The organism is Pseudomonas fluorescens (assembly GCF_902497895.1).
GTDB classification, from domain to species: domain Bacteria; phylum Pseudomonadota; class Gammaproteobacteria; order Pseudomonadales; family Pseudomonadaceae; genus Aquipseudomonas; species Aquipseudomonas fluorescens_BP.
Genome location: NZ_CABVHQ010000007.1, coordinates 43,678 through 62,583 on the forward strand (window position 1 = coordinate 43,678; position 18,906 = coordinate 62,583).

Consider the following 18,906-nt stretch of genomic DNA (forward strand, 5'->3'; position numbering starts at 1 on the left):
TGCCATCTAAAACCCATTGGGTTAGAATGCCCTCCTTTTCTGCCCCCGATCCTTGAGGACCGCCATGTTCAGCCGTGATTTGACTATTGCCAAGTACGACGCCGATCTCTTTGCCGCCATGGAGCAAGAAGCTCAGCGCCAGGAAGAGCACATTGAGCTGATCGCTTCGGAAAACTACACCAGCCCTGCGGTGATGGAAGCTCAAGGCTCGGTATTGACCAACAAGTACGCCGAAGGTTACCCAGGCAAGCGCTACTACGGTGGTTGCGAGTTCGTCGACGTGGTCGAGCAGCTGGCAATCGATCGCGCCAAAGAGCTGTTCGGCGCCGATTACGCCAACGTTCAACCACACGCCGGCTCCCAGGCCAACAGCGCGGTTTACCTGGCACTGCTACAAGCCGGTGACACCATCCTGGGCATGAGCCTGGCCCACGGCGGTCACCTGACCCACGGTGCCAGCGTTTCCTCCTCCGGCAAGCTGTATCACGCTGTGCAGTACGGCATCGACGGCAACGGCCTGATCGACTACGACGAAGTCGAGCGTCTGGCGGTTGAGCACAAACCGAAAATGATCATCGCCGGCTTCTCGGCTTATTCGCAGATCCTGGATTTCCCGCGCTTTCGCGAGATCGCTGACAAGGTCGGTGCTTACCTGTTCGTCGACATGGCTCACGTTGCGGGTCTGGTCGCCGCTGGCGTCTACCCGAACCCGGTACCTTTCGCTGACGTCGTGACCACCACCACGCACAAGACCCTGCGCGGTCCACGTGGCGGCCTGATCCTGGCCCGTGCCAACGCCGACATCGAGAAGAAGCTGAACTCCGCGGTATTCCCGGGCGCCCAGGGTGGTCCGCTGGAACACGTGATCGCCGCCAAAGCGATCTGCTTCAAGGAAGCGCTGCAGCCTGAGTTCAAGACCTACCAGCAACAAGTGGTCAAGAACGCCAAGGCCATGGCCGGCGTATTCATCGAGCGCGGTTTCGACGTAGTCTCCGGTGGTACCGAGAACCACCTGTTCCTGCTGTCGCTGATCAAGCAGGACATCTCCGGTAAAGATGCCGACGCCGCTCTGGGCAAGGCATTCATCACCGTGAACAAGAACTCGGTACCGAACGATCCACGTTCCCCGTTCGTCACCTCCGGCCTGCGCTTCGGTACTCCGGCTGTGACCACTCGTGGCTTCAAAGAGGCTGAGTGCAAGGAACTGGCCGGCTGGATCTGTGACATCCTGGCTGACCTGAACAACGACGCCGTCATCGACGCCGTTCGCGAGAAGGTCAAGGCCATCTGCGCCAAGCTGCCGGTATACGGCGCTTAATCAGCCCGTAAACCGCAGCAGAGAAAACCCGGCCAGTAATGGTCGGGTTTTTTTGTGCCTGAAATTTACGGACGAGCACATGAAGACACTGGGTTATTTACACTGTGAAACACCGCCACACAGGCGTAACCATTAACGCCTTACCTTAAAATATTTACCCGCCTGCTCACCGATATACAGCTGAACCCGCAACAACTTGAAGAACATAGTTTGATCATAAACTACTCATGCGCGCCAAAGCCCTCCTATTCTAATACAACAACTAACACTTCCAGCCTGAAGAACCCTCACCCTCAAGCGACGAACTTCAACCAAACGAATATTGAGATGACATCATGAGTACCGATCGACAAAAATCTTTTATTGCGACCATTGGCACTGAAAGCATTTCCTGGGCCTGCACCCCGAAGTCCCAGTGGACGCCAAACCCCGCCTGACACTTTACTTCAGGTATGCCGGCAGTGATTTATTGACAATGTCGACCGGCCAACAACAAGGTCCGAGCTACGACTCAAGCCTTATCAAGGAAGATTAAAATATGAGTACCAATCGCCAAAAATCCTTTATCGCAGAATTAGCTACAAGTAGTGGCCACTTACACTTCCCTCGACTCACCCATGGTAAAAACGTCACCACTCCTGTCATGGGCTTGTTCGACTTTTCCCCCACCCAGATAGACGTGTCGAATTTTCTATGTATAGACGATAACAAACCTCGCGCCACCTTACGGTTCTACTTCAGGTGCACGGGCGACTACTACCACCTCTACATTCGCACTCCCGGTGCGTACTATGGAAAAATCCTCGGGAGGAACGACGATGACATTCTCACCGCGGTACATGACGAAGAGGCCACCGCATTTAACCTTATCGATAAAAACGGCAAAATCATTACACTCGATAATCTCACATCAAATAAATCTTCCCTGATAATTCAGACAATTCACGGAAGCGCACTCACACGTAGAAAACAATCAGACGAAGGTTATTTTGTCTACGGAGGCGGTGGCGGAGCTCGGTTAAACTTTTACCTGAACATCATTGAGCGCAACGCCTCTTACGTCAGCCACCCCGACGAAATTTAACCTTTCAGGCCTGCGTCTTTATAAGGCGTTACACGAACCGTAGCAGCTGCCGAAGGCTGCGTTCGGCTCGCGTAGCAGCTGTCGAGCTTGCGAGGCTGCGTTCGGCTCGCGTAGCAGCTGTCGAGCTTGCGAGGCTGCGTTCGGCTGCGCAGCAGTCGTAAAATCAGGCACTGCGGTATTCCAGACAAACCGTGGAAGCAGGACTTGCGACTGCTGCGCAGCCGAACGCAACCTCGCAGGCTCGGCAGCTGCTACGAGGGGAATGCCGGTTTTTTTGCTCAGCCAAACCGCTCAAGCTCAGGCCTTACCACCCAACTGGTAAGACCGGTAAAGCTAATTTGTCATATTCTACTTGCGAACACCCAAAAACAGCGCCTAAACTGCGCCTGCACTGGACATACCGGTAAGACCACAATAATTAAGTCCTGAGTTCGATGCGCGCAGCGCACGGCAACCGGGACACTCACCAGGATTCCTCCCATGCTCAGATGGTGCTCACGTTCGATCTTCCTTCAAGTTGTCCTTGGACTGGTGCTCGGCATCGTCTGTGGACTGACCCTTCCCGAATACTCCGCCCAGTTGAAACCCCTCGGCGACGGCTTCATCAAATTGATCAAAATGCTCATAGGCCTGATCGTGTTCTGCGTCGTGGTCAGTGGCATCTCTGGCGCAGGTGACCTGAAGAAAGTCGGCCGCATCGGTCTCAAATCAGTGATCTACTTCGAGATCCTGACCACCATCGCTCTGGTGATTGGTCTGGTGTTCGCTTTCAGTACCGGCATTGGCAGCGGTGCCAATATTCATCTGGACCAGCTCTCCACTGCGGATATGGGCGATATTGCCCAGCGCGGCCAGCACATGCACACCACCACTCAGTTCCTGCTGGACCTGATCCCGACCTCGGTGATTGGTGCCTTTGCTGACAACAACATCCTGCAAGTCCTGCTGTTCTCGGTGTTATTCGGTAGCGCGCTGAACCTGGTGGGTGAAGCGGCCTCGGGGATTTCCCGGCTGATCAACGAACTCAGCCATGTGATCTTCCGCATCATGGGCATGATCGTGCGTCTGGCACCGATTGGTGTATTTGGCGCGATTGCCTTCACCACCAGCAAATATGGCCTGGAATCGCTGCAACACCTGGGTGGCCTGGTAGCCTTGTTCTACCTGACCTGTACCGCATTCGTCGCACTGATCCTCGGCCTGGTGATGCGTCTTTCCGGCCTGCGGATGTTGCCGTTTCTCAAGTACCTGCGCGAAGAGCTGCTGATTGTCATGGGCACCGCCTCCTCCGACGCCGTATTGCCGCAAATCATGCGCAAGCTGGAGCATCTGGGCATCGGCAGCTCGACGGTTGGCCTGGTCATTCCTACCGGTTACTCGTTCAACCTCGATGGCTTTTCGATCTACCTGACCCTGGCCATCGTGTTCATCGCCAATGCCACCGGCACACCGCTGGCCATGTCCGACCTGCTGACCATCCTGCTGGTTTCACTGATCACCTCCAAAGGTGCCCATGGCATTCCAGGCTCGGCACTGGTAATTCTGGCGGCGACCTTGACCGCGATCCCGGCGATTCCGGTGGTTGGACTGGTACTGGTGCTGGCGGTTGACTGGTTCATGGGCATCGGCCGGGCGCTGACCAACCTGATCGGCAACTGTGTCGCCACTGTGGCCATCGCCCGCTGGGAAAAAGACATCGATATTCAACGGGCGAACAAAGTGCTGTCCGGCCAGGAGGGGTATACCTTCCAGCCACGCAAATCAGCAACGCCGGCTCATCAGCAAGAGTTTTGACCGAACCTTGTGCCTGTCACTGGCAGGCACAAAAAATCAGCGTTTTACCGACTCTCATGGAGCGAACAGTGATCACCTCGTCGACAGTTGTAAATTCAGTGGTTGAAAAGCTACGTGCCGCACTGGCTCGTGGGCAGTGGCGCTCCGGCGAAATGCTTCCGGGGCAACGCGAACTGGCTGAACAACTGGGTATCAGCCGGCCAAGCCTGCGTGAAGCGGTGATCGTGCTGGAAACCCTTGGCCTGGTGCGCTCCATGCCCGGCAAAGGCGTGGTGGTGCTGGAAGCCAACCTCAACGATGCGCCAACCACCGACAGCGGCGTGGCCGGCGCCAGCCTTGAGGATGTACTGCAACTGCGTTACACCCTTGAGCCGTTTATTGTCGGGCTGGTCGCCCAGTCCATCAGCAGCAAGGAAATCGGCCAACTGCGCCTGACGCTGATGGACATGCGCGAAGCCCTGGAAGCCAACGATAGCGAAGCCGGGATGAATGCTTACATCGCCTTCCACGAAGAGCTGTTCACCCTGACCTCGAACCCGATCTTCCAGAACGTCGTGCAGCAAACCAGCAACGCCCTCAAGCAGAGCGCCGAAGGGCTGCGCAACTCACCGGAACATTTGGCCGAACGCCTGGCAGAAAACGAAGCCGTGGTACGCGCGATTCGCAACAAGAATAGTGCCGTGGCCAGCGCCGAAATGCGTAGACACATCCTTCAGGAAGGCCAACGCATGGGCATTGAGCTCAACATCCCGGACGACAATCTGGGTAATTAATTGCTGTAGAAAAAAACCTATCGGCAACCGGACTGGAGACAGGCCATGAACTCCTACGCCTTGAAGAATCCCGTTTTCTCGATTTCTGCCGTCCAGCCCTTACGCCACCAGAGCGATAAGAAACGCTGCGCCGATGATATCTACCCGCAGATTTTCGACGCCATTCTCGAACAACGCATTGCCCCGGCCAGCCGCTTCACCGAAGAAAGCCTGGGCCAGGTGTTCGGCGTCAGCCGCAGTATCATCCGCCAGGTGCTCGCGCGGTTGTCCCATCAGCAAGTGATTATTCTGCGGCCTAATCATCGTCCGCAGGTCGCGGCACCCGACGCCGAACAAACCCGCCAGATACTCCACGCTCGCCGCCTGACTGAAACCACTCTGGTGCGACTGGCTTGCCAACAACCCACTTCCCGGCACCTGCCGCAGTTAAGCGAGTTGATCGACCGTGAACGCCTCTGCGTCGAACAAAACCAGCGAGGCGCGGCCATTCGCCTGTCTGGCGAGTTCCATCTGCAGTTGGCACAAGCGGCGGGTAACGCACCGCTGGCTCAATTTCTCGGCAGCCTGGTGCCACTGACTTCGCTGGCCATCGCCCGCTACGAAGAACAGGCCGTCAGTCATTGTGCATGGCAGGAGCATGCCGCGATTGTCGAGGCGGTGGAGCGAGGGGATACCCAGGCTGCCGAGGGTTTGATGACCCGGCATCTGGATCACCTGGAGGACAAATTGCTGAGCTCAAAAGCGCAATCGGCCCATGATCGCGTCGCCGGTTAGCGCTACAGCACCCTCAATCTGCGGCAACCCGCGCAAATCCATCGCGGATTTTTTCTTCGGGCAATTCATCGGCAATGAACACGATCACGCTTTCACGCGCCTCGTCCTCAGCCCACTCGGTGTCCCAGTCGAAGCCGTACAACTTCAGCACGCCTTGAAACACCATGCGCCGTGGCTCGCCGACGATGTTCAGCACGCCTTTGTAACGCAGCAATTGCTTGCCGTGTTCTTCCAGCAATTCGTTCATGAACTCGCTGAGCTTGTCGATATCCAGCGGTTTGTCAGTGCGCAGCACCAGGCTGGAGATACGGTCGATGCTCGGCACCTTGCTCACCGGCCGCAGGCTCAGGCCGCCGCCCAGATCGGCATTGAGGTTGAAACCGCGGACATCCAGCAGTTCGGCCAGATCGATCTTGCCGTGTTCCACCACGCGAATCGGCGCCCGCCGGTTGATCCGGGTCAGGCGTTCACTGAGGGCGACAAAGCTCGGCTCGTCCACCAGGTCCCGCTTGCTCACCAGCAAACGGTCGGCGAAACCGATCTGCGCCTGGGCGATGGTCTGGGTCAGGTGGTGCTCGGCATGGGCCGCGTCGACTAGGGTGATGATGCCATCGAGGATATAACGCTCGCGCAGCTCCTCATCGAGGAAAAAGGTTTGCGCCACTGGCGCAGGATCAGCCAGCCCGGTGCATTCGATCACCAGCCGGTCGAAGGCGATTTCGCCGCTGTCCAGACGCTCCAGCAGCAGGTACAGCGCCTTGGTCAGGTCGGTGTGGATGGTGCAGCAGACGCAGCCGTTGGACAGCGTCATGACTTGCACCGGCTCGTCGCCCAAGAGCTGGGAGTCGATACCGGCATCGCTGAATTCGTTTTCGATCACGGCAATTTTCAAGCCGTGCTCGGCTTTGAGCAGGTGGCGCAACAGCGTGGTTTTACCGGCGCCGAGAAAGCCGCTGAGGATCGTGACGGGGATGGGAGAGGACAAACTCGATTCTCCTGGATGACAGAAATAAAAAATGGGAGCGGGCTCGCTCGCGATGGTATCACCTCGGTTTAACAGTTAAACCGAGTTGGTCGTATCGCAACGCAAACCCGCTCCCACACACATCACATCAGATGACCGCGATTAGTGGTTCAACAGCACTTCGGACCACCCTTGCTGCCGTAACGTGCTTCCTGGCGTTCGCGAAAGAACGCCTCGTAGGACATCAGCGGCTTGTCCGGGTGTTTGCTTTGCATATGCTCGACGTAGTTGTCGTAGTCGGGCATGCCGACCATCAGGCGCGCGGCCTGACCGAGGTACTTACCAAGGCGACTCAGGTCATTGAACATGTCTGCAATCCTCGATCAAGCATCCGGTACAGCCTGGTACGGCGCTTCTTTATCCGTACGTTCCTTGGTGCCCCAGGCGGCGATACCGACCTTGAGCGCAAAGAACAGGATGCTGAACACCACGAGCAGGAACAGCGCCGTCAGGGTCGCGTTGGTGTAGGCGTTGTAGATCACGTGCTGCATCTGCTCGATGCTCTTGGCCGGTGCCAGCACCTGACCGTTGGCCAACGCATCGCTGTACTTCCTGGCCAGGGCCAGGAAACCGATCGCCGGGTTGGCGTCGAACAGCTTGATGAAGCCGGCGGTGGTGGTGCAGATCAGCAACCACACGGCAGGCAACATGGTGACCCAGACGTAGCGTTGGCGTTTCATTTTGATCAGCACCACCGTCGCCAGCATCAGCGCGATACCCGCAAGCATCTGGTTGGAGATGCCGAACAGTGGCCACAAGGTATTGATGCCACCCAACGGGTCGATCACGCCTTGATACAGCAGGTAACCCCACATCGCCACGCAACCTGCGGTCGCGATCAGGTTGGCGGTCCAGGATTCCGTACGCTTGAGCGCCGGAACGAAGGAACCGAGCAAGTCTTGGAGCATGAAGCGCCCGGCACGGGTGCCGGCATCGACCGCGGTCAGGATGAACAGCGCCTCGAACAGAATCGCAAAGTGGTACCAGAACGCCATGGTGTTTTCACCAGGCAGCAGCGTGTGCAGGATCTGCGCGATACCGACCGCCAGGGTCGGTGCACCGCCGGCACGGGCCAGGATGGTGGTTTCACCGATGTCCTTGGCCACTGCTTGCAGAGCTTCCGGAGTAATCGCGAAGCCCCAGCTGCTGACCGTCTGAGCAACCGACACAACATCAGCGCCGACGAGGGCCGCCGGGCTGTTCATCGCGAAGTAGACACCCGGTTCGATCACCGAAGCGGCCACCATGGCCATGATGGCCACGAAGGATTCCATCAGCATGCCGCCGTAACCGATGTAACGGGCATGCCCTTCGCTGGCCAGCAGCTTGGGCGTTGTCCCGGAAGCGATCAGCGCGTGGAAACCGGACACCGCACCGCAGGCAATGGTGATGAACAGGAACGGGAACAACCCGCCCTTCCAGACCGGTCCGGTACCGTCGGTGAACTGGGTCAGTGCCGGCATTTTCAGCTCGGGCATGGTGATCAGGATGCCGATCGCCAGGGCGAGGATGGTGCCGATCTTGAGGAAGGTCGACAGGTAATCGCGCGGCGCCAGAATCAGCCACACCGGCAGGACCGCGGCCACGAAGCCGTAGCCGATCAGCATCCAGGTGATCTGCAGTCCGGTGAAGGTAAAGGCTTTGGCCCAGACCGGATCAGCGGCAATTTGCCCGCCCAGCCAGATCGAACCCAACAGCAACAGCACCCCGACAACGGAGATTTCACCGATGCGACCGGGGCGGATGTAGCGCATGTAAATGCCCATGAACATCGCGATCGGGATGGTCGCCATCACCGTGAAAATGCCCCATGGACTCTCGGCCAGGGCCTTGACCACGATCAGCGCCAGCACTGCGAGGATGATGATCATGATCAGGAAGCAGCCAAACAGCGCGATGGTCCCGGGGATACGGCCCATTTCTTCACGGACCATGTCACCCAGGGAACGACCGTTGCGCCGGGTCGACATGAACAGGACCATGAAGTCCTGCACGGCGCCGGCGAACACCACGCCGGCAATCAGCCAGAGCGTGCCGGGCAGGTAGCCCATTTGCGCCGCCAGCACCGGGCCGACCAATGGCCCCGCGCCCGCAATGGCTGCGAAATGGTGACCGAAAAGCACATGTTTGTTGGTCGGCACATAGTCCAGACCATCATTGTTGAGCACTGCGGGGGTGGCCCGAAGCGGATCGATCTGCATCACATGCTTAGCGATGAACAGACTGTAATAGCGGTAGGCAACAAGGTAGATAGCGACTGCGGCAACTACGATCCAAAGGGCATTGATCGCTTCACCGCGGCGCAAGGCCACGACACTCAACGCGACCGCTCCAATGACAGCAAGCGCAAACCAGGCGAGGTGTTTCACCAGACGGGACATGCGTCTCTCCTGCCGACAGCCGGTGGACTGCGGCGGTAATTATTATAAGAGTGCCGCGATATGCGCAGCCCGCTTAATATCCGCGCATGTCGTCAATAACGAAATCCGCAGTACTACGTAAGATCTTTCTACGTAGTACTACCGAGACGGACCCTGACAACGTCGATACGCTTGCGGGAATGCAGCCTTTTGGGCATATCATGCCCCATCCCTGACACCCCGCCGACAGCCCTGCCGCACCGCCGCCCGGTCTGGACAGGAGTCACCATGCAGCTCAAATACAAAATCGTAGCCCTGGGTATTTTGCCGCTGATACTGGCCGTTGCAGTTATTTGCGCGCTGGTGATTTTCCAGAATCGCCAACTGGGCGATCAGCAGGCACAACTTATTGAAGACAGCATCCTCGCCAGCAAGCGAGCGGAACTGAAAAACTACGTTGAAATGGCCAAAAGTCTGATCGACCCCTTGTATGCCGGTGGTCAGGGCGATGAACTGGCGCAACAGCGAGTACTCGAAGAGTTACGCAAACTCAGCTTTGGTATCGATGGCTACTTCTTTGTCTATGACCGCCAGGGCCGCAGTCTGATGCACGCCAGGCAATCGGAACTGGTTGGCAAATATCTGTGGGAGATGACCGACCCACACGGTTTGCCAGTCATCCAGGCATTATTGAAAAGCGCTGAATCCGGAGAAGGTTTCCAGCGTTACGCGTGGAAGAAGCCATCGTCAGGCCAGGTCACGGATAAACTGGCCTATGTCGTCATGCTTGAACGTTGGGGCTGGATGCTCGGCACCGGCATCTACCTCGAAGACGTCGAACTGGCCACTCAGCAAGCTCGCGACGAAGTCGCGCAAGGTATTCATGCAACCATGCTGGCGATCGCGGCCGTTGCGCTGATCGCTGTGCTGCTGGTCTTCGCCAGTGGCATGACCTTGAACGTCAGTGAACACCGCCTGGCCGACAAAAAGCTTCAGAGACTCAATCAACGAATTGTCAGCCTGCAGGAAGAAGAGCGGTCGCGGGTGTCCCGAGAGCTGCATGACGGTATCAGTCAATTGCTGGTCTCGATAAAGTTTCAATTCGAGCTGGCAAGCCATGTCCTGGAAACGGGTCGCGGTAATGGCCTGAGTATTTTGCGCGAGGCAACCGAGCGTTTGGGTAGCGCCATAGGGGAGGTCCGCACTATCTCCCACGACCTGCGCTCATCGTTACTCGACACCCTGGGGCTACCCGCAGCCATCGGGCAGTTGGCGGCCGAATTTGAAAAGCGCAGCGGCCTGCTCGTGAACTATGAAAGCAATCTGGTCGATTGCCAGCTGGTCGACGGTGCCGCAGTCGCCTTGTTCCGTATTGCGCAAGAAGCACTGACCAATATTGAGCGGCATGCTCGGGCCAGCAATGTAACCATCACTCTGCACGGTTCTGCAGATGCTTTACGCTTGATCGTCCTCGACGACGGTATTGGTTTTAATGTCACTCGAGTCGAGCGCCTGCATGGCGGTATAGGACTGCGCAACATACGTGAAAGGGTCGAGCATTTCGGCGGCCGATTCGATCTTCATTCAGTGCCTGGAAGGAGTGAACTGGACATCCTGCTGCCCATGGTCATAACCAACGCCTGAAGTTGATCCTTGTACGATAACAACAAGAGTGAATGCCCCTATGAGTCTGCCCTACCCGATCCGCATCGCCTTGGTCGACGATCATTCACTGGTCCGCGAAGGCATCCGCGCCCTGCTGGCGGTGATGGAGCCGTTAGAAGTCGTGGGCGAAGCCGAGAGCGGCGCGCAGGCGTTGGAAATGGTCGGGCGGACGCTCCCCGATCTGCTGCTGGTCGACATCGGCCTGAAAGACATGAATGGGCTGGAGCTGACCCGGGCGTTGCGACAGCAATACCCGTCGATCAAGATTCTCATATTGAGCATGTACGACAACCAAGAGTACGTGAGCGAATCCGTACGTTCAGGAGCCAGTGGCTATGTGCTGAAAAATGCACCTTCGCGCGAAATCATCGCAGCAATCGAAGCGATTGCCAGCGGCGGTACCTTCTACAGTGCCGAAATTGCGCAAAAACTGGCCGCCGAGAAACACCCCCATAACGAACTGACCCCACGGGAAAATCAGGTCCTGTCGAGGATGGTTCAGGGGCTGAACAACAAGGAAATGGCTCGGGAACTCGACATTAGCGTGCGCACCGTCGAAACCCACCGTCTGAGCATTCGCCGCAAACTGAATATCGACAAGCCCGCCGCGTTGCTCAATTACGCGATGGAGCATGGGTTGATTGTTCGCTGAAAACGCCCGCCCTGCCTGATGATTCCGGAAATGAAAAATGGTGTGGGAGCGGCGGTGCGGCGATCCGACTTGCTCGCGATGGTATCACCTCGGCTTAAACGTTCAACCGAGTCGCCAGCATCGCGAGCAAGCTCGCTCCTACAAGGGCGTCAGCAACACTTCGGCCCCCCTTTGCCACCGTAACGTGCCTCCTGGCGCTCCCGAAAGAACGCCTCGTAGGTCATCATCGGCTTGTCCGGGTGTTTGCTTTGCATATGCTCGACGTAGTTGTCGTAGTCAGGCATGCCGACCATCAGGCGCGCGGCCTGACCGAGGTATTTACCGAGGCGACTCAGGTCATTGAACATGGCTGCAATCCTCGATCACGCATCCGGCTGGGCCTGGAATGGCGTTTCTTTATCCGTGCGTTCCTTGGTGCCCCAGGCGGCAATACCGACCTTGAGCGCAAAGAACAGGATGCTGAACACCACGAACAGGAACAGGGCCGTCAGGGTCGCGTTGGTGTAGGCGTTATAGATCACATGCTGCATCTGGGTGATGTCCTTGGCCGGTGCCAGGATCTGACCGTTGGCCAAGGCATCACTGTACTTTTTGGCCAGGGACAAGAAGCCGATCGCCGGGTTGGCATCGAACAGCTTGATGAAGCCGGCGGTGGTGGTGCAAATCAGCAGCCACACGGCGGGCAACAGGGTGACCCAGACGTAGCGCTGGCGTTTCATTTTGATCAGCACCACCGTCGCCAGCATCAGCGCGATACCGGCCAGCATCTGGTTGGAGATACCGAACAGTGGCCACAAGGTGTTGATGCCGCCCAATGGGTCGATCACGCCTTGATACAGCAGGTACCCCCACATCGCCACGCAACCTGCGGTCGCGATCAGGTTGGCGGTCCAGGATTCAGTACGCCGCAGGGCCGGAACGAAGGAGCCGAGCAAGTCCTGGAGCATGAAACGCCCGGCACGGGTACCGGCATCGACCGCAGTCAGGATGAACAGCGCCTCGAACAGAATCGCGAAGTGGTACCAGAATGCCATGGTGTTTTCACCCGGCAGCACCGTGTGCAAAATCTGCGCGATCCCGACCGCCAGGGTCGGTGCACCGCCGGCACGGGCCAGAACAGTGGTTTCACCGATGTCCTTGGCCACCGCTTGCAGGGCTTCCGGAGTAATGGCGAAGCCCCAGCTGCTGACCGTCTGGGCCACCGCAACCACATCACCACCGACGATCGCCGCAGGGCTGTTCATCGCGAAGTAGACGCCCGGTTCGATCACCGAGGCGGCCACCATGGCCATGATGGCCACGAAGGATTCCATCAGCATGCCGCCGTAACCGATGTAACGGGCATGCCCTTCGTTAGCCAGCAGCTTGGGGGTAGTCCCGGAGGCGATCAGCGCGTGGAAACCAGACACCGCACCGCAGGCAATGGTGATGAACAGGAACGGGAACAGCCCGCCTTTCCAGACCGGGCCGGTACCGTCGGTGAACTGGGTCAGTGCCGGCATTTTCAGATCGGGCATAGTGACCAGGATGCCGATCGCCAGGGCGAGGATGGTACCGATCTTGAGGAAGGTCGACAGGTAGTCGCGCGGCGCCAGAATCAGCCATACCGGCAGGACCGCGGCCACGAAGCCGTAGCCGATCAGCATCCAGGTGATCTGGATCCCGGTAAAGGTGAAGGCTTTGGCCCAGACGGGATCGGCGGCAATCTGCCCGCCCAGCCAGATCGAACCCAGCAGCAAGAGCACCCCGACAACGGAGATTTCACCGATGCGGCCCGGACGGATGTAGCGCATGTAAATGCCCATGAACATCGCGATCGGGATGGTCGCCATCACCGTGAAAATACCCCACGGGCTCTCCGCCAGGGCCTTGACCACGATCAGCGCCAGCACCGCGAGGATGATGACCATGATCAGGAAACAGCCAAACAGCGCGATAGTGCCGGGGATACGGCCCATTTCTTCGCGGACCATGTCGCCCAGGGAGCGACCGTTGCGTCGGGTCGACATGAACAGGACCATGAAGTCCTGCACCGCACCCGCCAGCACCACCCCGGCAATCAGCCAGAGCGTACCGGGCAGGTAGCCCATTTGCGCCGCCAGCACCGGGCCGACCAGTGGCCCAGCGCCCGCAATGGCCGCGAAGTGGTGACCGAAAAGGATGTGTTTGTTGGTCGGCACATAGTCCAGACCATCATTGTTGAGCACTGCGGGGGTGGCCCGAAGTGGATCGAGCTGCATCACATGGTTAGCGATAAACAGACTGTAGTAACGATACGCAACCAGATAAATGGCCACTGCCGCGACCACAATCCACAAGGCGTTGATTGCCTCACCGCGGCGCAAGGCCACTACGCTCAGGGCGCACGCTCCCAGGATTGCCAGCAGCAGCCAGGGTAAGTGGCGAAGCAGGCTATTATTATTTTTCATCTTTTTTATTCCAGCCAGGGTGGACTTGAGATAAAGCCATCCCGAGTTTAGCCCCGATTGCACCAAAGGCCATACCCTAGTGGCCTGTGTGGCTAGTTCTGTTAGTCAATTTCGGCGCCGCAAGCCCATATCCTGCGTTGCTGTTCCTCGCCATAGCGGGCTATGACTCGTCACAGCGCCTTGGCTATGGACTTCCGGCATCCGAATTTGAGCTAACGAACTAGCCGTACAGGCCACTAGAGCCTTGTTTCGAGTACGTAGCTTTCAACGTCGCGAATGAACCGCGGTAGCGACTCTTGCAAATGCCGGTCTATAGTCAGCGCACATAAAGAGGATTGCGCCATGAGCGACCACCCTGCAGATCGCCGCCGCTTCAAACGAATAACCTTCGATGCGAGGACTGAACTGAGCCAGGGTGAGCATCGCTGGCCGGTGCAATTGATTGATCTGTCCCTCAAAGGTCTGCTGGTCCAACGCCCCGATCCCTGGACGGGTGACGAGACGCAACCTTTCGCAGCGGATATACATTTGAGCGACGACGTCGAAGTCAGGATGGACATACAACTGACCCACGTCGATCAGGGCCAACTGGGTTTCGTCTGCCTGCACATTGATCTGGAGTCAATCGAACACCTGCGACGGCTGATCGAGTTGAATCTGCGGGATGTAGAAGAGCTGGAGCGGGAACTGGGAGCGCTGATCGAAGTTTGATCACCGCTCCAATTCGCCTGGTGTTTATGCGAACAACGCATCCAATGCCTGCTCGAGGCGTGTCACCGCAATAATTTCCAGTCCGGGCGGTGCCTCTTTCGGTGCATTGCCCTTGGGTACGATGGCCCGCTTGAAGCCATGCTTGGCGGCTTCTTTCAGCCGTTCCTGACCGCTGGGCACCGGCCGTACCTCGCCAGACAGGCCCACTTCGCCAAACACCAGCAGATCATGGGGCAACGGCCGGTTGCGCAAACTGGACATCACCGCCGCCATCAGTGCCAGGTCGGAAGCCGTCTCCAACACCTTGACCCCGCCGACCACGTTGAGGAACACGTCCTGATCGTGAGTAGGGATGCCGCCATGTCGATGCAGAACCGCCAGGAGCATGGCCAGTCGGTTCTGATCCAGGCCCAGGGTCACCCGTCGCGGATTGGCCAGATGGCTATCGTCCACCAGTGCCTGGACTTCCACCAGCATCGGCCGGGTGCCTTCCCAGGTTGCCATTACCACACTGCCCGGCACTTCTTCCTGGGCTCGCGTCAGGAAAATCGCCGACGGGTTGGAGACTTCTTTCAACCCTTTGTCGGTCATGCCGAACACGCCCAGCTCGTTGACTGCCCCGAAGCGGTTTTTCACCGCCCGCAGCAGACGCAGGCGACCATCCGATTCGCCTTCGAAATACAGCACGGTATCGACCATGTGCTCCAACACCCGCGGTCCAGCCAATGCACCCTCTTTAGTGACATGACCCACCAGGAAAATCGCGGTACCGCTCTGTTTCGCATAGCGCACCAGCAACGCCGCACTTTCGCGCACTTGAGAGACGCCGCCCGGTGCCGACTGCAGTTGTTCGGTAAAGATTGTCTGGATCGAGTCGATCACCATGACTTTCGGTTTTTCTACCCGCGCCGTGGCAATGATGGTCTCGATGCAGGTTTCAGTCATGACCCTCAGCTTGTCCTGGGGTAGCCCCAGGCGACGGGCACGCATGGCCACTTGCTGCTGGGATTCTTCGCCGGTGACGTACAGCGCCGGCATGCGCGCGGCGAGACTGCACAAGGTCTGCAACAAAATGGTCGACTTGCCAATGCCCGGATCACCGCCGATCAGTACCACCGAACCGTCCACCAGACCACCGCCAAGGACTCGGTCGAGTTCACCGGACGCCGTGGAAAAGCGCGGAATCTCTTCGACGCTGACTTCGGCCAGGGTCTTGATCTGAGCCTGCTGCCCGGTCCAGCCAGTACGACCGCTGGGAGCCGCTGCGCCACCGCTTTCCACCATGGTTTCGGTCAGCGTGTTCCAGGCGCCGCACTCGCCGCATTGGCCTCCCCACTTGGGAAAGGTTGCGCCGCACTCAGTGCAGCCGTACATGCGCTTTGCCTTGGCCATCGGAACTCCAATGAAAAACCGCGATGATAGCTCAGCTGGCGGTGATCAGTGCCCTTGACTGGCAAAGCATCGAACCTTGGCAGCCAAACGGCAGCAAAGCGACTTCCATAACAATTTGCCCGGTTAATAGAGTCGGATACGGATCAATGCCATGCATCCAACTTTTTGTTCATCCATACCCAGGCATCCAACGGATGAGAAACAAAAAACCTCTACATGCATTGCCAACTCAGAAGTTGGATGTATAAGTTTTAGCCTTGGACAAACACCTTGATAAAAGCGCTACGCTCCAACAGCAGTCATATGCCAGCCGTCCTCTCCCTGAATATTGGCAGGTACTTTTGGGTCATGAGGTAAATGGTTGTTTCGAGCAAGATGCGTTTTGCTGACTTACACTGCACTCACCAACCTCATTTGTAACAAGGAATAACCTATGGGCGTGATCAATGAGTTCAAGGCCTTCGCGGTCAAAGGTAACGTGGTCGACATGGCCGTCGGGATCATTATCGGCGCAGCCTTCGGCAAAATCGTTTCGTCCTTTGTAGGCGACGTGATAATGCCACCCATCGGCCTGCTGATCGGCGGGGTGGACTTCAGTGATCTTGCAGTCACCCTCAAGGCAGCCCAAGGCGAGGCACCCGCGGTGATGCTGGCCTACGGCAGATTCATCCAGAGCACGATCGACTTCATCATCCTCGCTTTTGCGATTTTCATGGGCGTCAAAGCCATCAATCGTCTGAAACGCGAAGAGGCCGTTGCGCCAACCCTGCCACCGGTTCCGACCAAGGAAGAGGAGCTGCTGGAGGAAATACGCGACCTGCTCAAAGCGCAGAACAACAGACCCTGAACGGTTTTGTCGCCTGGGTAAACGGCACCATCACGGTGCCGTTCTCTTACCAGTAATTCTCCACCGCAACCTGCCCGGGCTTGCGACTCAGGCTTAGCCGCATATCGCGTGTTTTAAGCAGTTTGCGCGTGTCATCGATCATTTGCGGATTACCGCAGAGCATCACCCGCGAGTGCTCGGCCGTCAGCTCCACGCCTGCGGCACATTCCAGTTCGCCATTTTCTATCAACCGGGTGATCCGACCGCTCAACGCACCTGGATGCTGCTCGCGGGTGACTGTCGCAATGAACTGCAGTTTATGTCCGTACTCCGCCAGGTACTCGCGCTGTGCCAGTCCGGCGATCAATTCCTGGTAGGCGAGTTCTCGTGCTTCGCGTGCACTGTAGACCAGGATGATTCGCTCGAATTTTTCCCAGGCCTCGAAGTCCTGAAGGATCGACAAAAACGGCGCAACGCCGGTACCTGTGGCCATCAACCAGAGATCTCGGCCGTCGGTAAAACGATCCAGGGTCAGAAAACCGAACGCCTGCCGGTCGACCAGTAACGTATCGCCCTCGACCAAACGACTCAACTCACTGGTGAACTCGCCACCCGGCACCACGATGGAAAAGAACTCAAGAAACTCGTCATGGGGCGAGGAGACCATGGAATAGGCCCGCCAGACCACGCTGCCATCGGCCTTGCAAACACCCAGGCGCGCGAACTGCCCAGCCCGAAAACGGAAGCCAGGATCTCGTGTGGTACGCAAAGTGAACAGACCTGGGGTCAATGGCTGAACGTCGAGCAGGGTTTGCCGGGTGAATTTTTCGGCGCTGGCGGTCATGGGGTGCTCCAAGAGGCAGATACCCCAGTGTCGCGCAAAGCCAGGCAGATAAACACCGTGAGTTTGTAGTGTTAAAAAGCATCCAGGACGCTGGGCAAAATTAAACAAAATTGAACTAAAAATACTCGAATTCCACCGCGCACAACATGAATCTCTCCAGAGATGCTCCAACCATACAATTACTCACAAATACTGGCTTACTGCTATCAGTCTTGATCCTACTTTGGATAAGTCGACATTTACTCACTAGATGATAAACATCATTCAAAAAACAAGTATTTATCAGAGAGCTTATAATCAAATAAGAACCAAACCTTCTACTTCAAGAATAAAATAATCATTAAAATTGCGTAGGACCTGTCCTACACTGCCCCTCTAGAATCGGATCCAATCCAACAAGAACACATGGAGAGTCGTATGGATTTCTGGACGGAGGCCCAGCTTAAAAGATTGAATCAAGAGCATGATTTACAGACCGTTTTCAAAATCGCCTTGAATTTAACCCGCGATATAGGCTTCGAATTTTGTGCGTTCACGATGAACGCTCCCGGGCATCACCAGCAGCCACAGGCCCTGAGAATCAACAATTATTCGTTCGCCTGGAACGAAAAATACGAACTCTCCAACTATGTGGCTATCGATCCAATTGTTCATCACTGCAATCATTCGGTCATTCCTATCATCTGGAGCGACCAGGTCTTCGCCAATGCTCCTGCCTACTGGGAGGACATGCAAAAACACGGCATGCACCATGGGATTTCTCAGTCAGTGCATGACCCCCGCGGAGTCTGCAGCATGCTGAGCCTTTCTCGAAGCCGTGAGTCTATCGGTGGACGCGAGCTCTACGAAAAAGCCGCCCATATCATCTGGCTTTGCCATGCCTTGCACACTGCCGTTGTCGAGCAGTTGTTGCGTGACCCTGCTTTTCGCCCCTCCAACAGATTGTCGACCCGGGAAATCGAAGTCTTGAAATGGTCAGCCGAAGGCAAGACCGCCTCGGACATTGCCACCATTCTCAACCTCTCGGAACGGACCGTGAATTTCCATGTGAGCACTGCAATAAAAAAGATGGGAGTCAACAATAAGATCGCAGCCGTCGTACATGCGGTCATGGAGGGATTGCTTGACCCATCCCTTACGACAGATACAGCGTCACGGAGGCGCGTTTTGCAAACCGAAAAAACCTGCAAGTAATCCAGAAGAAAAAAACGTACCATTTACCACCCTATCTGAGTGATGACGTGAGTTGCCCGGCACCGC

Annotated in this window: 17 protein-coding genes; 10 read left to right on the forward strand and 7 right to left on the reverse strand. The window is 57.1% G+C overall.

Annotated elements, in window-relative coordinates; genetic code table 11:
* The first annotated feature begins 64 nt into the window (after positions 1-64).
* The 5 genes from glyA to F8N21_RS05385 all read left to right on the forward strand — a co-directional run bounded on the left by glyA (position 65) and on the right by F8N21_RS05385 (position 5,743).
* Positions 65-1,318, forward strand: coding sequence for a serine hydroxymethyltransferase (gene glyA / locus F8N21_RS05360; protein ID WP_150641138.1), 1,254 nt, complete (start codon positions 65-67; stop codon positions 1,316-1,318).
* 538 nt (positions 1,319-1,856) lie between these two features.
* Positions 1,857-2,402: a hypothetical protein gene (locus tag F8N21_RS05365; protein WP_150641139.1), complete on the forward strand. Its 546-nt coding sequence runs from the start codon at positions 1,857-1,859 to the stop codon at positions 2,400-2,402.
* 480 nt (positions 2,403-2,882) lie between these two features.
* Positions 2,883-4,196 carry a C4-dicarboxylate transporter DctA gene (locus tag F8N21_RS05375; protein ID WP_150641140.1) on the forward strand — a complete coding sequence of 438 codons (1,314 nt, stop codon included), beginning with the start codon at positions 2,883-2,885 and terminating at the stop codon, positions 4,194-4,196.
* A 68-nt stretch (positions 4,197-4,264) separates the two neighbouring features.
* Positions 4,265-4,969, forward strand: a complete 705-nt coding sequence (locus tag F8N21_RS05380) for a FadR/GntR family transcriptional regulator (protein WP_150641141.1) — start codon at positions 4,265-4,267, stop codon at positions 4,967-4,969.
* Between the two features lie 45 nt (positions 4,970-5,014).
* Positions 5,015-5,743 (forward strand): GntR family transcriptional regulator, encoded by a 729-nt coding sequence (locus F8N21_RS05385; RefSeq protein WP_150641142.1) that lies wholly within the window; start codon positions 5,015-5,017, stop codon positions 5,741-5,743.
* Between the two features lie 13 nt (positions 5,744-5,756).
* On the opposite strand, the gene yjiA is transcribed toward F8N21_RS05385, so the two are convergent.
* From yjiA to F8N21_RS05400, 3 genes are all read right to left on the reverse strand, one after another.
* Positions 5,757-6,728, reverse strand: a complete 972-nt coding sequence (gene yjiA / locus F8N21_RS05390; protein WP_150641143.1) for a GTPase — start codon at positions 6,726-6,728, stop codon at positions 5,757-5,759.
* Positions 6,729-6,877: 149 nt separating this feature from the next.
* Positions 6,878-7,075 carry a YbdD/YjiX family protein gene (locus tag F8N21_RS05395; RefSeq protein ID WP_150641144.1) on the reverse strand — a complete coding sequence of 66 codons (198 nt, stop codon included), beginning with the start codon at positions 7,073-7,075 and terminating at the stop codon, positions 6,878-6,880.
* Positions 7,076-7,090: 15 nt separating this feature from the next.
* A complete protein-coding gene (locus F8N21_RS05400; RefSeq protein ID WP_150641145.1) occupies positions 7,091-9,148 on the reverse strand; it encodes a carbon starvation CstA family protein in 2,058 nt (685 codons plus the stop codon).
* Between the two features lie 267 nt (positions 9,149-9,415).
* On the opposite strand from F8N21_RS05400, the gene F8N21_RS05405 reads away from it, so the two are divergent.
* Together F8N21_RS05405 and F8N21_RS05410 are read left to right on the forward strand one after the other, a co-directional pair.
* Complete coding sequence (locus F8N21_RS05405; RefSeq protein ID WP_150641146.1) at positions 9,416-10,771, forward strand: cache domain-containing protein; 1,356 nt, start codon at positions 9,416-9,418, stop codon at positions 10,769-10,771.
* A 40-nt stretch (positions 10,772-10,811) separates the two neighbouring features.
* A complete protein-coding gene (locus F8N21_RS05410; RefSeq protein WP_150641147.1) occupies positions 10,812-11,444 on the forward strand; it encodes a response regulator in 633 nt (210 codons plus the stop codon).
* Between the two features lie 149 nt (positions 11,445-11,593).
* Here F8N21_RS05410 and F8N21_RS05415 read toward each other — a convergent pair whose 3' ends face one another.
* Together F8N21_RS05415 and F8N21_RS05420 are read right to left on the reverse strand one after the other, a co-directional pair.
* Positions 11,594-11,791: a YbdD/YjiX family protein gene (locus tag F8N21_RS05415; protein ID WP_150641148.1), complete on the reverse strand. Its 198-nt coding sequence runs from the start codon at positions 11,789-11,791 to the stop codon at positions 11,594-11,596.
* A gap of 15 nt (positions 11,792-11,806) precedes the next feature.
* The gene (locus F8N21_RS05420; protein ID WP_150641149.1) at positions 11,807-13,873 is read right to left on the reverse strand and encodes a carbon starvation CstA family protein; all 2,067 of its coding nucleotides are present in this window, start codon (positions 13,871-13,873) and stop codon (positions 11,807-11,809) included.
* 342 nt (positions 13,874-14,215) lie between these two features.
* Here F8N21_RS05420 and F8N21_RS05425 point away from each other — a divergent pair, with 342 nt between their 5' ends.
* A complete protein-coding gene (locus F8N21_RS05425; RefSeq protein WP_150641150.1) occupies positions 14,216-14,584 on the forward strand; it encodes a PilZ domain-containing protein in 369 nt (122 codons plus the stop codon).
* A gap of 24 nt (positions 14,585-14,608) precedes the next feature.
* Here the strand turns inward: F8N21_RS05425 and radA are convergent, their stop codons facing one another.
* The gene (radA, locus tag F8N21_RS05430) at positions 14,609-15,976 is read right to left on the reverse strand and encodes a DNA repair protein RadA (RefSeq protein WP_150641151.1); all 1,368 of its coding nucleotides are present in this window, start codon (positions 15,974-15,976) and stop codon (positions 14,609-14,611) included.
* Between the two features lie 433 nt (positions 15,977-16,409).
* On the opposite strand from radA, the gene mscL reads away from it, so the two are divergent.
* Entirely contained in the window at positions 16,410-16,823 is a 414-nt protein-coding gene (gene mscL, locus F8N21_RS05435) for a large-conductance mechanosensitive channel protein MscL (RefSeq protein ID WP_150641152.1), read from the forward strand.
* 46 nt (positions 16,824-16,869) lie between these two features.
* Here mscL and F8N21_RS05440 read toward each other — a convergent pair whose 3' ends face one another.
* Positions 16,870-17,646, reverse strand: coding sequence for a ferredoxin--NADP reductase (locus F8N21_RS05440; RefSeq protein ID WP_150641153.1), 777 nt, complete (start codon positions 17,644-17,646; stop codon positions 16,870-16,872).
* A 417-nt stretch (positions 17,647-18,063) separates the two neighbouring features.
* On the opposite strand from F8N21_RS05440, the gene F8N21_RS05445 reads away from it, so the two are divergent.
* Positions 18,064-18,840, forward strand: a complete 777-nt coding sequence (locus tag F8N21_RS05445) for a LuxR family transcriptional regulator (protein WP_191624201.1) — start codon at positions 18,064-18,066, stop codon at positions 18,838-18,840.
* Positions 18,841-18,906: the final 66 nt, after the last annotated feature.

Coding starts and splice junctions, on each gene's coding strand:
- glyA (WP_150641138.1), top strand. CDS start 65: ATGTTCAGCCGTGATTTGACTATTGCCAAGTACGACGCCGATCTCTTT.
- F8N21_RS05365 (WP_150641139.1), top strand. CDS start 1,857: ATGAGTACCAATCGCCAAAAATCCTTTATCGCAGAATTAGCTACAAGT.
- F8N21_RS05375 (WP_150641140.1), top strand. CDS start 2,883: ATGCTCAGATGGTGCTCACGTTCGATCTTCCTTCAAGTTGTCCTTGGA.
- F8N21_RS05385 (WP_150641142.1), top strand. CDS start 5,015: ATGAACTCCTACGCCTTGAAGAATCCCGTTTTCTCGATTTCTGCCGTC.
- F8N21_RS05395 (WP_150641144.1), bottom strand. CDS start 7,075: ATGTTCAATGACCTGAGTCGCCTTGGTAAGTACCTCGGTCAGGCCGCG.
- F8N21_RS05400 (WP_150641145.1), bottom strand. CDS start 9,148: ATGTCCCGTCTGGTGAAACACCTCGCCTGGTTTGCGCTTGCTGTCATT.
- F8N21_RS05405 (WP_150641146.1), top strand. CDS start 9,416: ATGCAGCTCAAATACAAAATCGTAGCCCTGGGTATTTTGCCGCTGATA.
- F8N21_RS05410 (WP_150641147.1), top strand. CDS start 10,812: ATGAGTCTGCCCTACCCGATCCGCATCGCCTTGGTCGACGATCATTCA.
- F8N21_RS05415 (WP_150641148.1), bottom strand. CDS start 11,791: ATGTTCAATGACCTGAGTCGCCTCGGTAAATACCTCGGTCAGGCCGCG.
- F8N21_RS05420 (WP_150641149.1), bottom strand. CDS start 13,873: ATGAAAAATAATAATAGCCTGCTTCGCCACTTACCCTGGCTGCTGCTG.
- F8N21_RS05425 (WP_150641150.1), top strand. CDS start 14,216: ATGAGCGACCACCCTGCAGATCGCCGCCGCTTCAAACGAATAACCTTC.
- radA (WP_150641151.1), bottom strand. CDS start 15,976: ATGGCCAAGGCAAAGCGCATGTACGGCTGCACTGAGTGCGGCGCAACC.
- mscL (WP_150641152.1), top strand. CDS start 16,410: ATGGGCGTGATCAATGAGTTCAAGGCCTTCGCGGTCAAAGGTAACGTG.
- F8N21_RS05440 (WP_150641153.1), bottom strand. CDS start 17,646: ATGACCGCCAGCGCCGAAAAATTCACCCGGCAAACCCTGCTCGACGTT.
- F8N21_RS05445 (WP_191624201.1), top strand. CDS start 18,064: ATGGATTTCTGGACGGAGGCCCAGCTTAAAAGATTGAATCAAGAGCAT.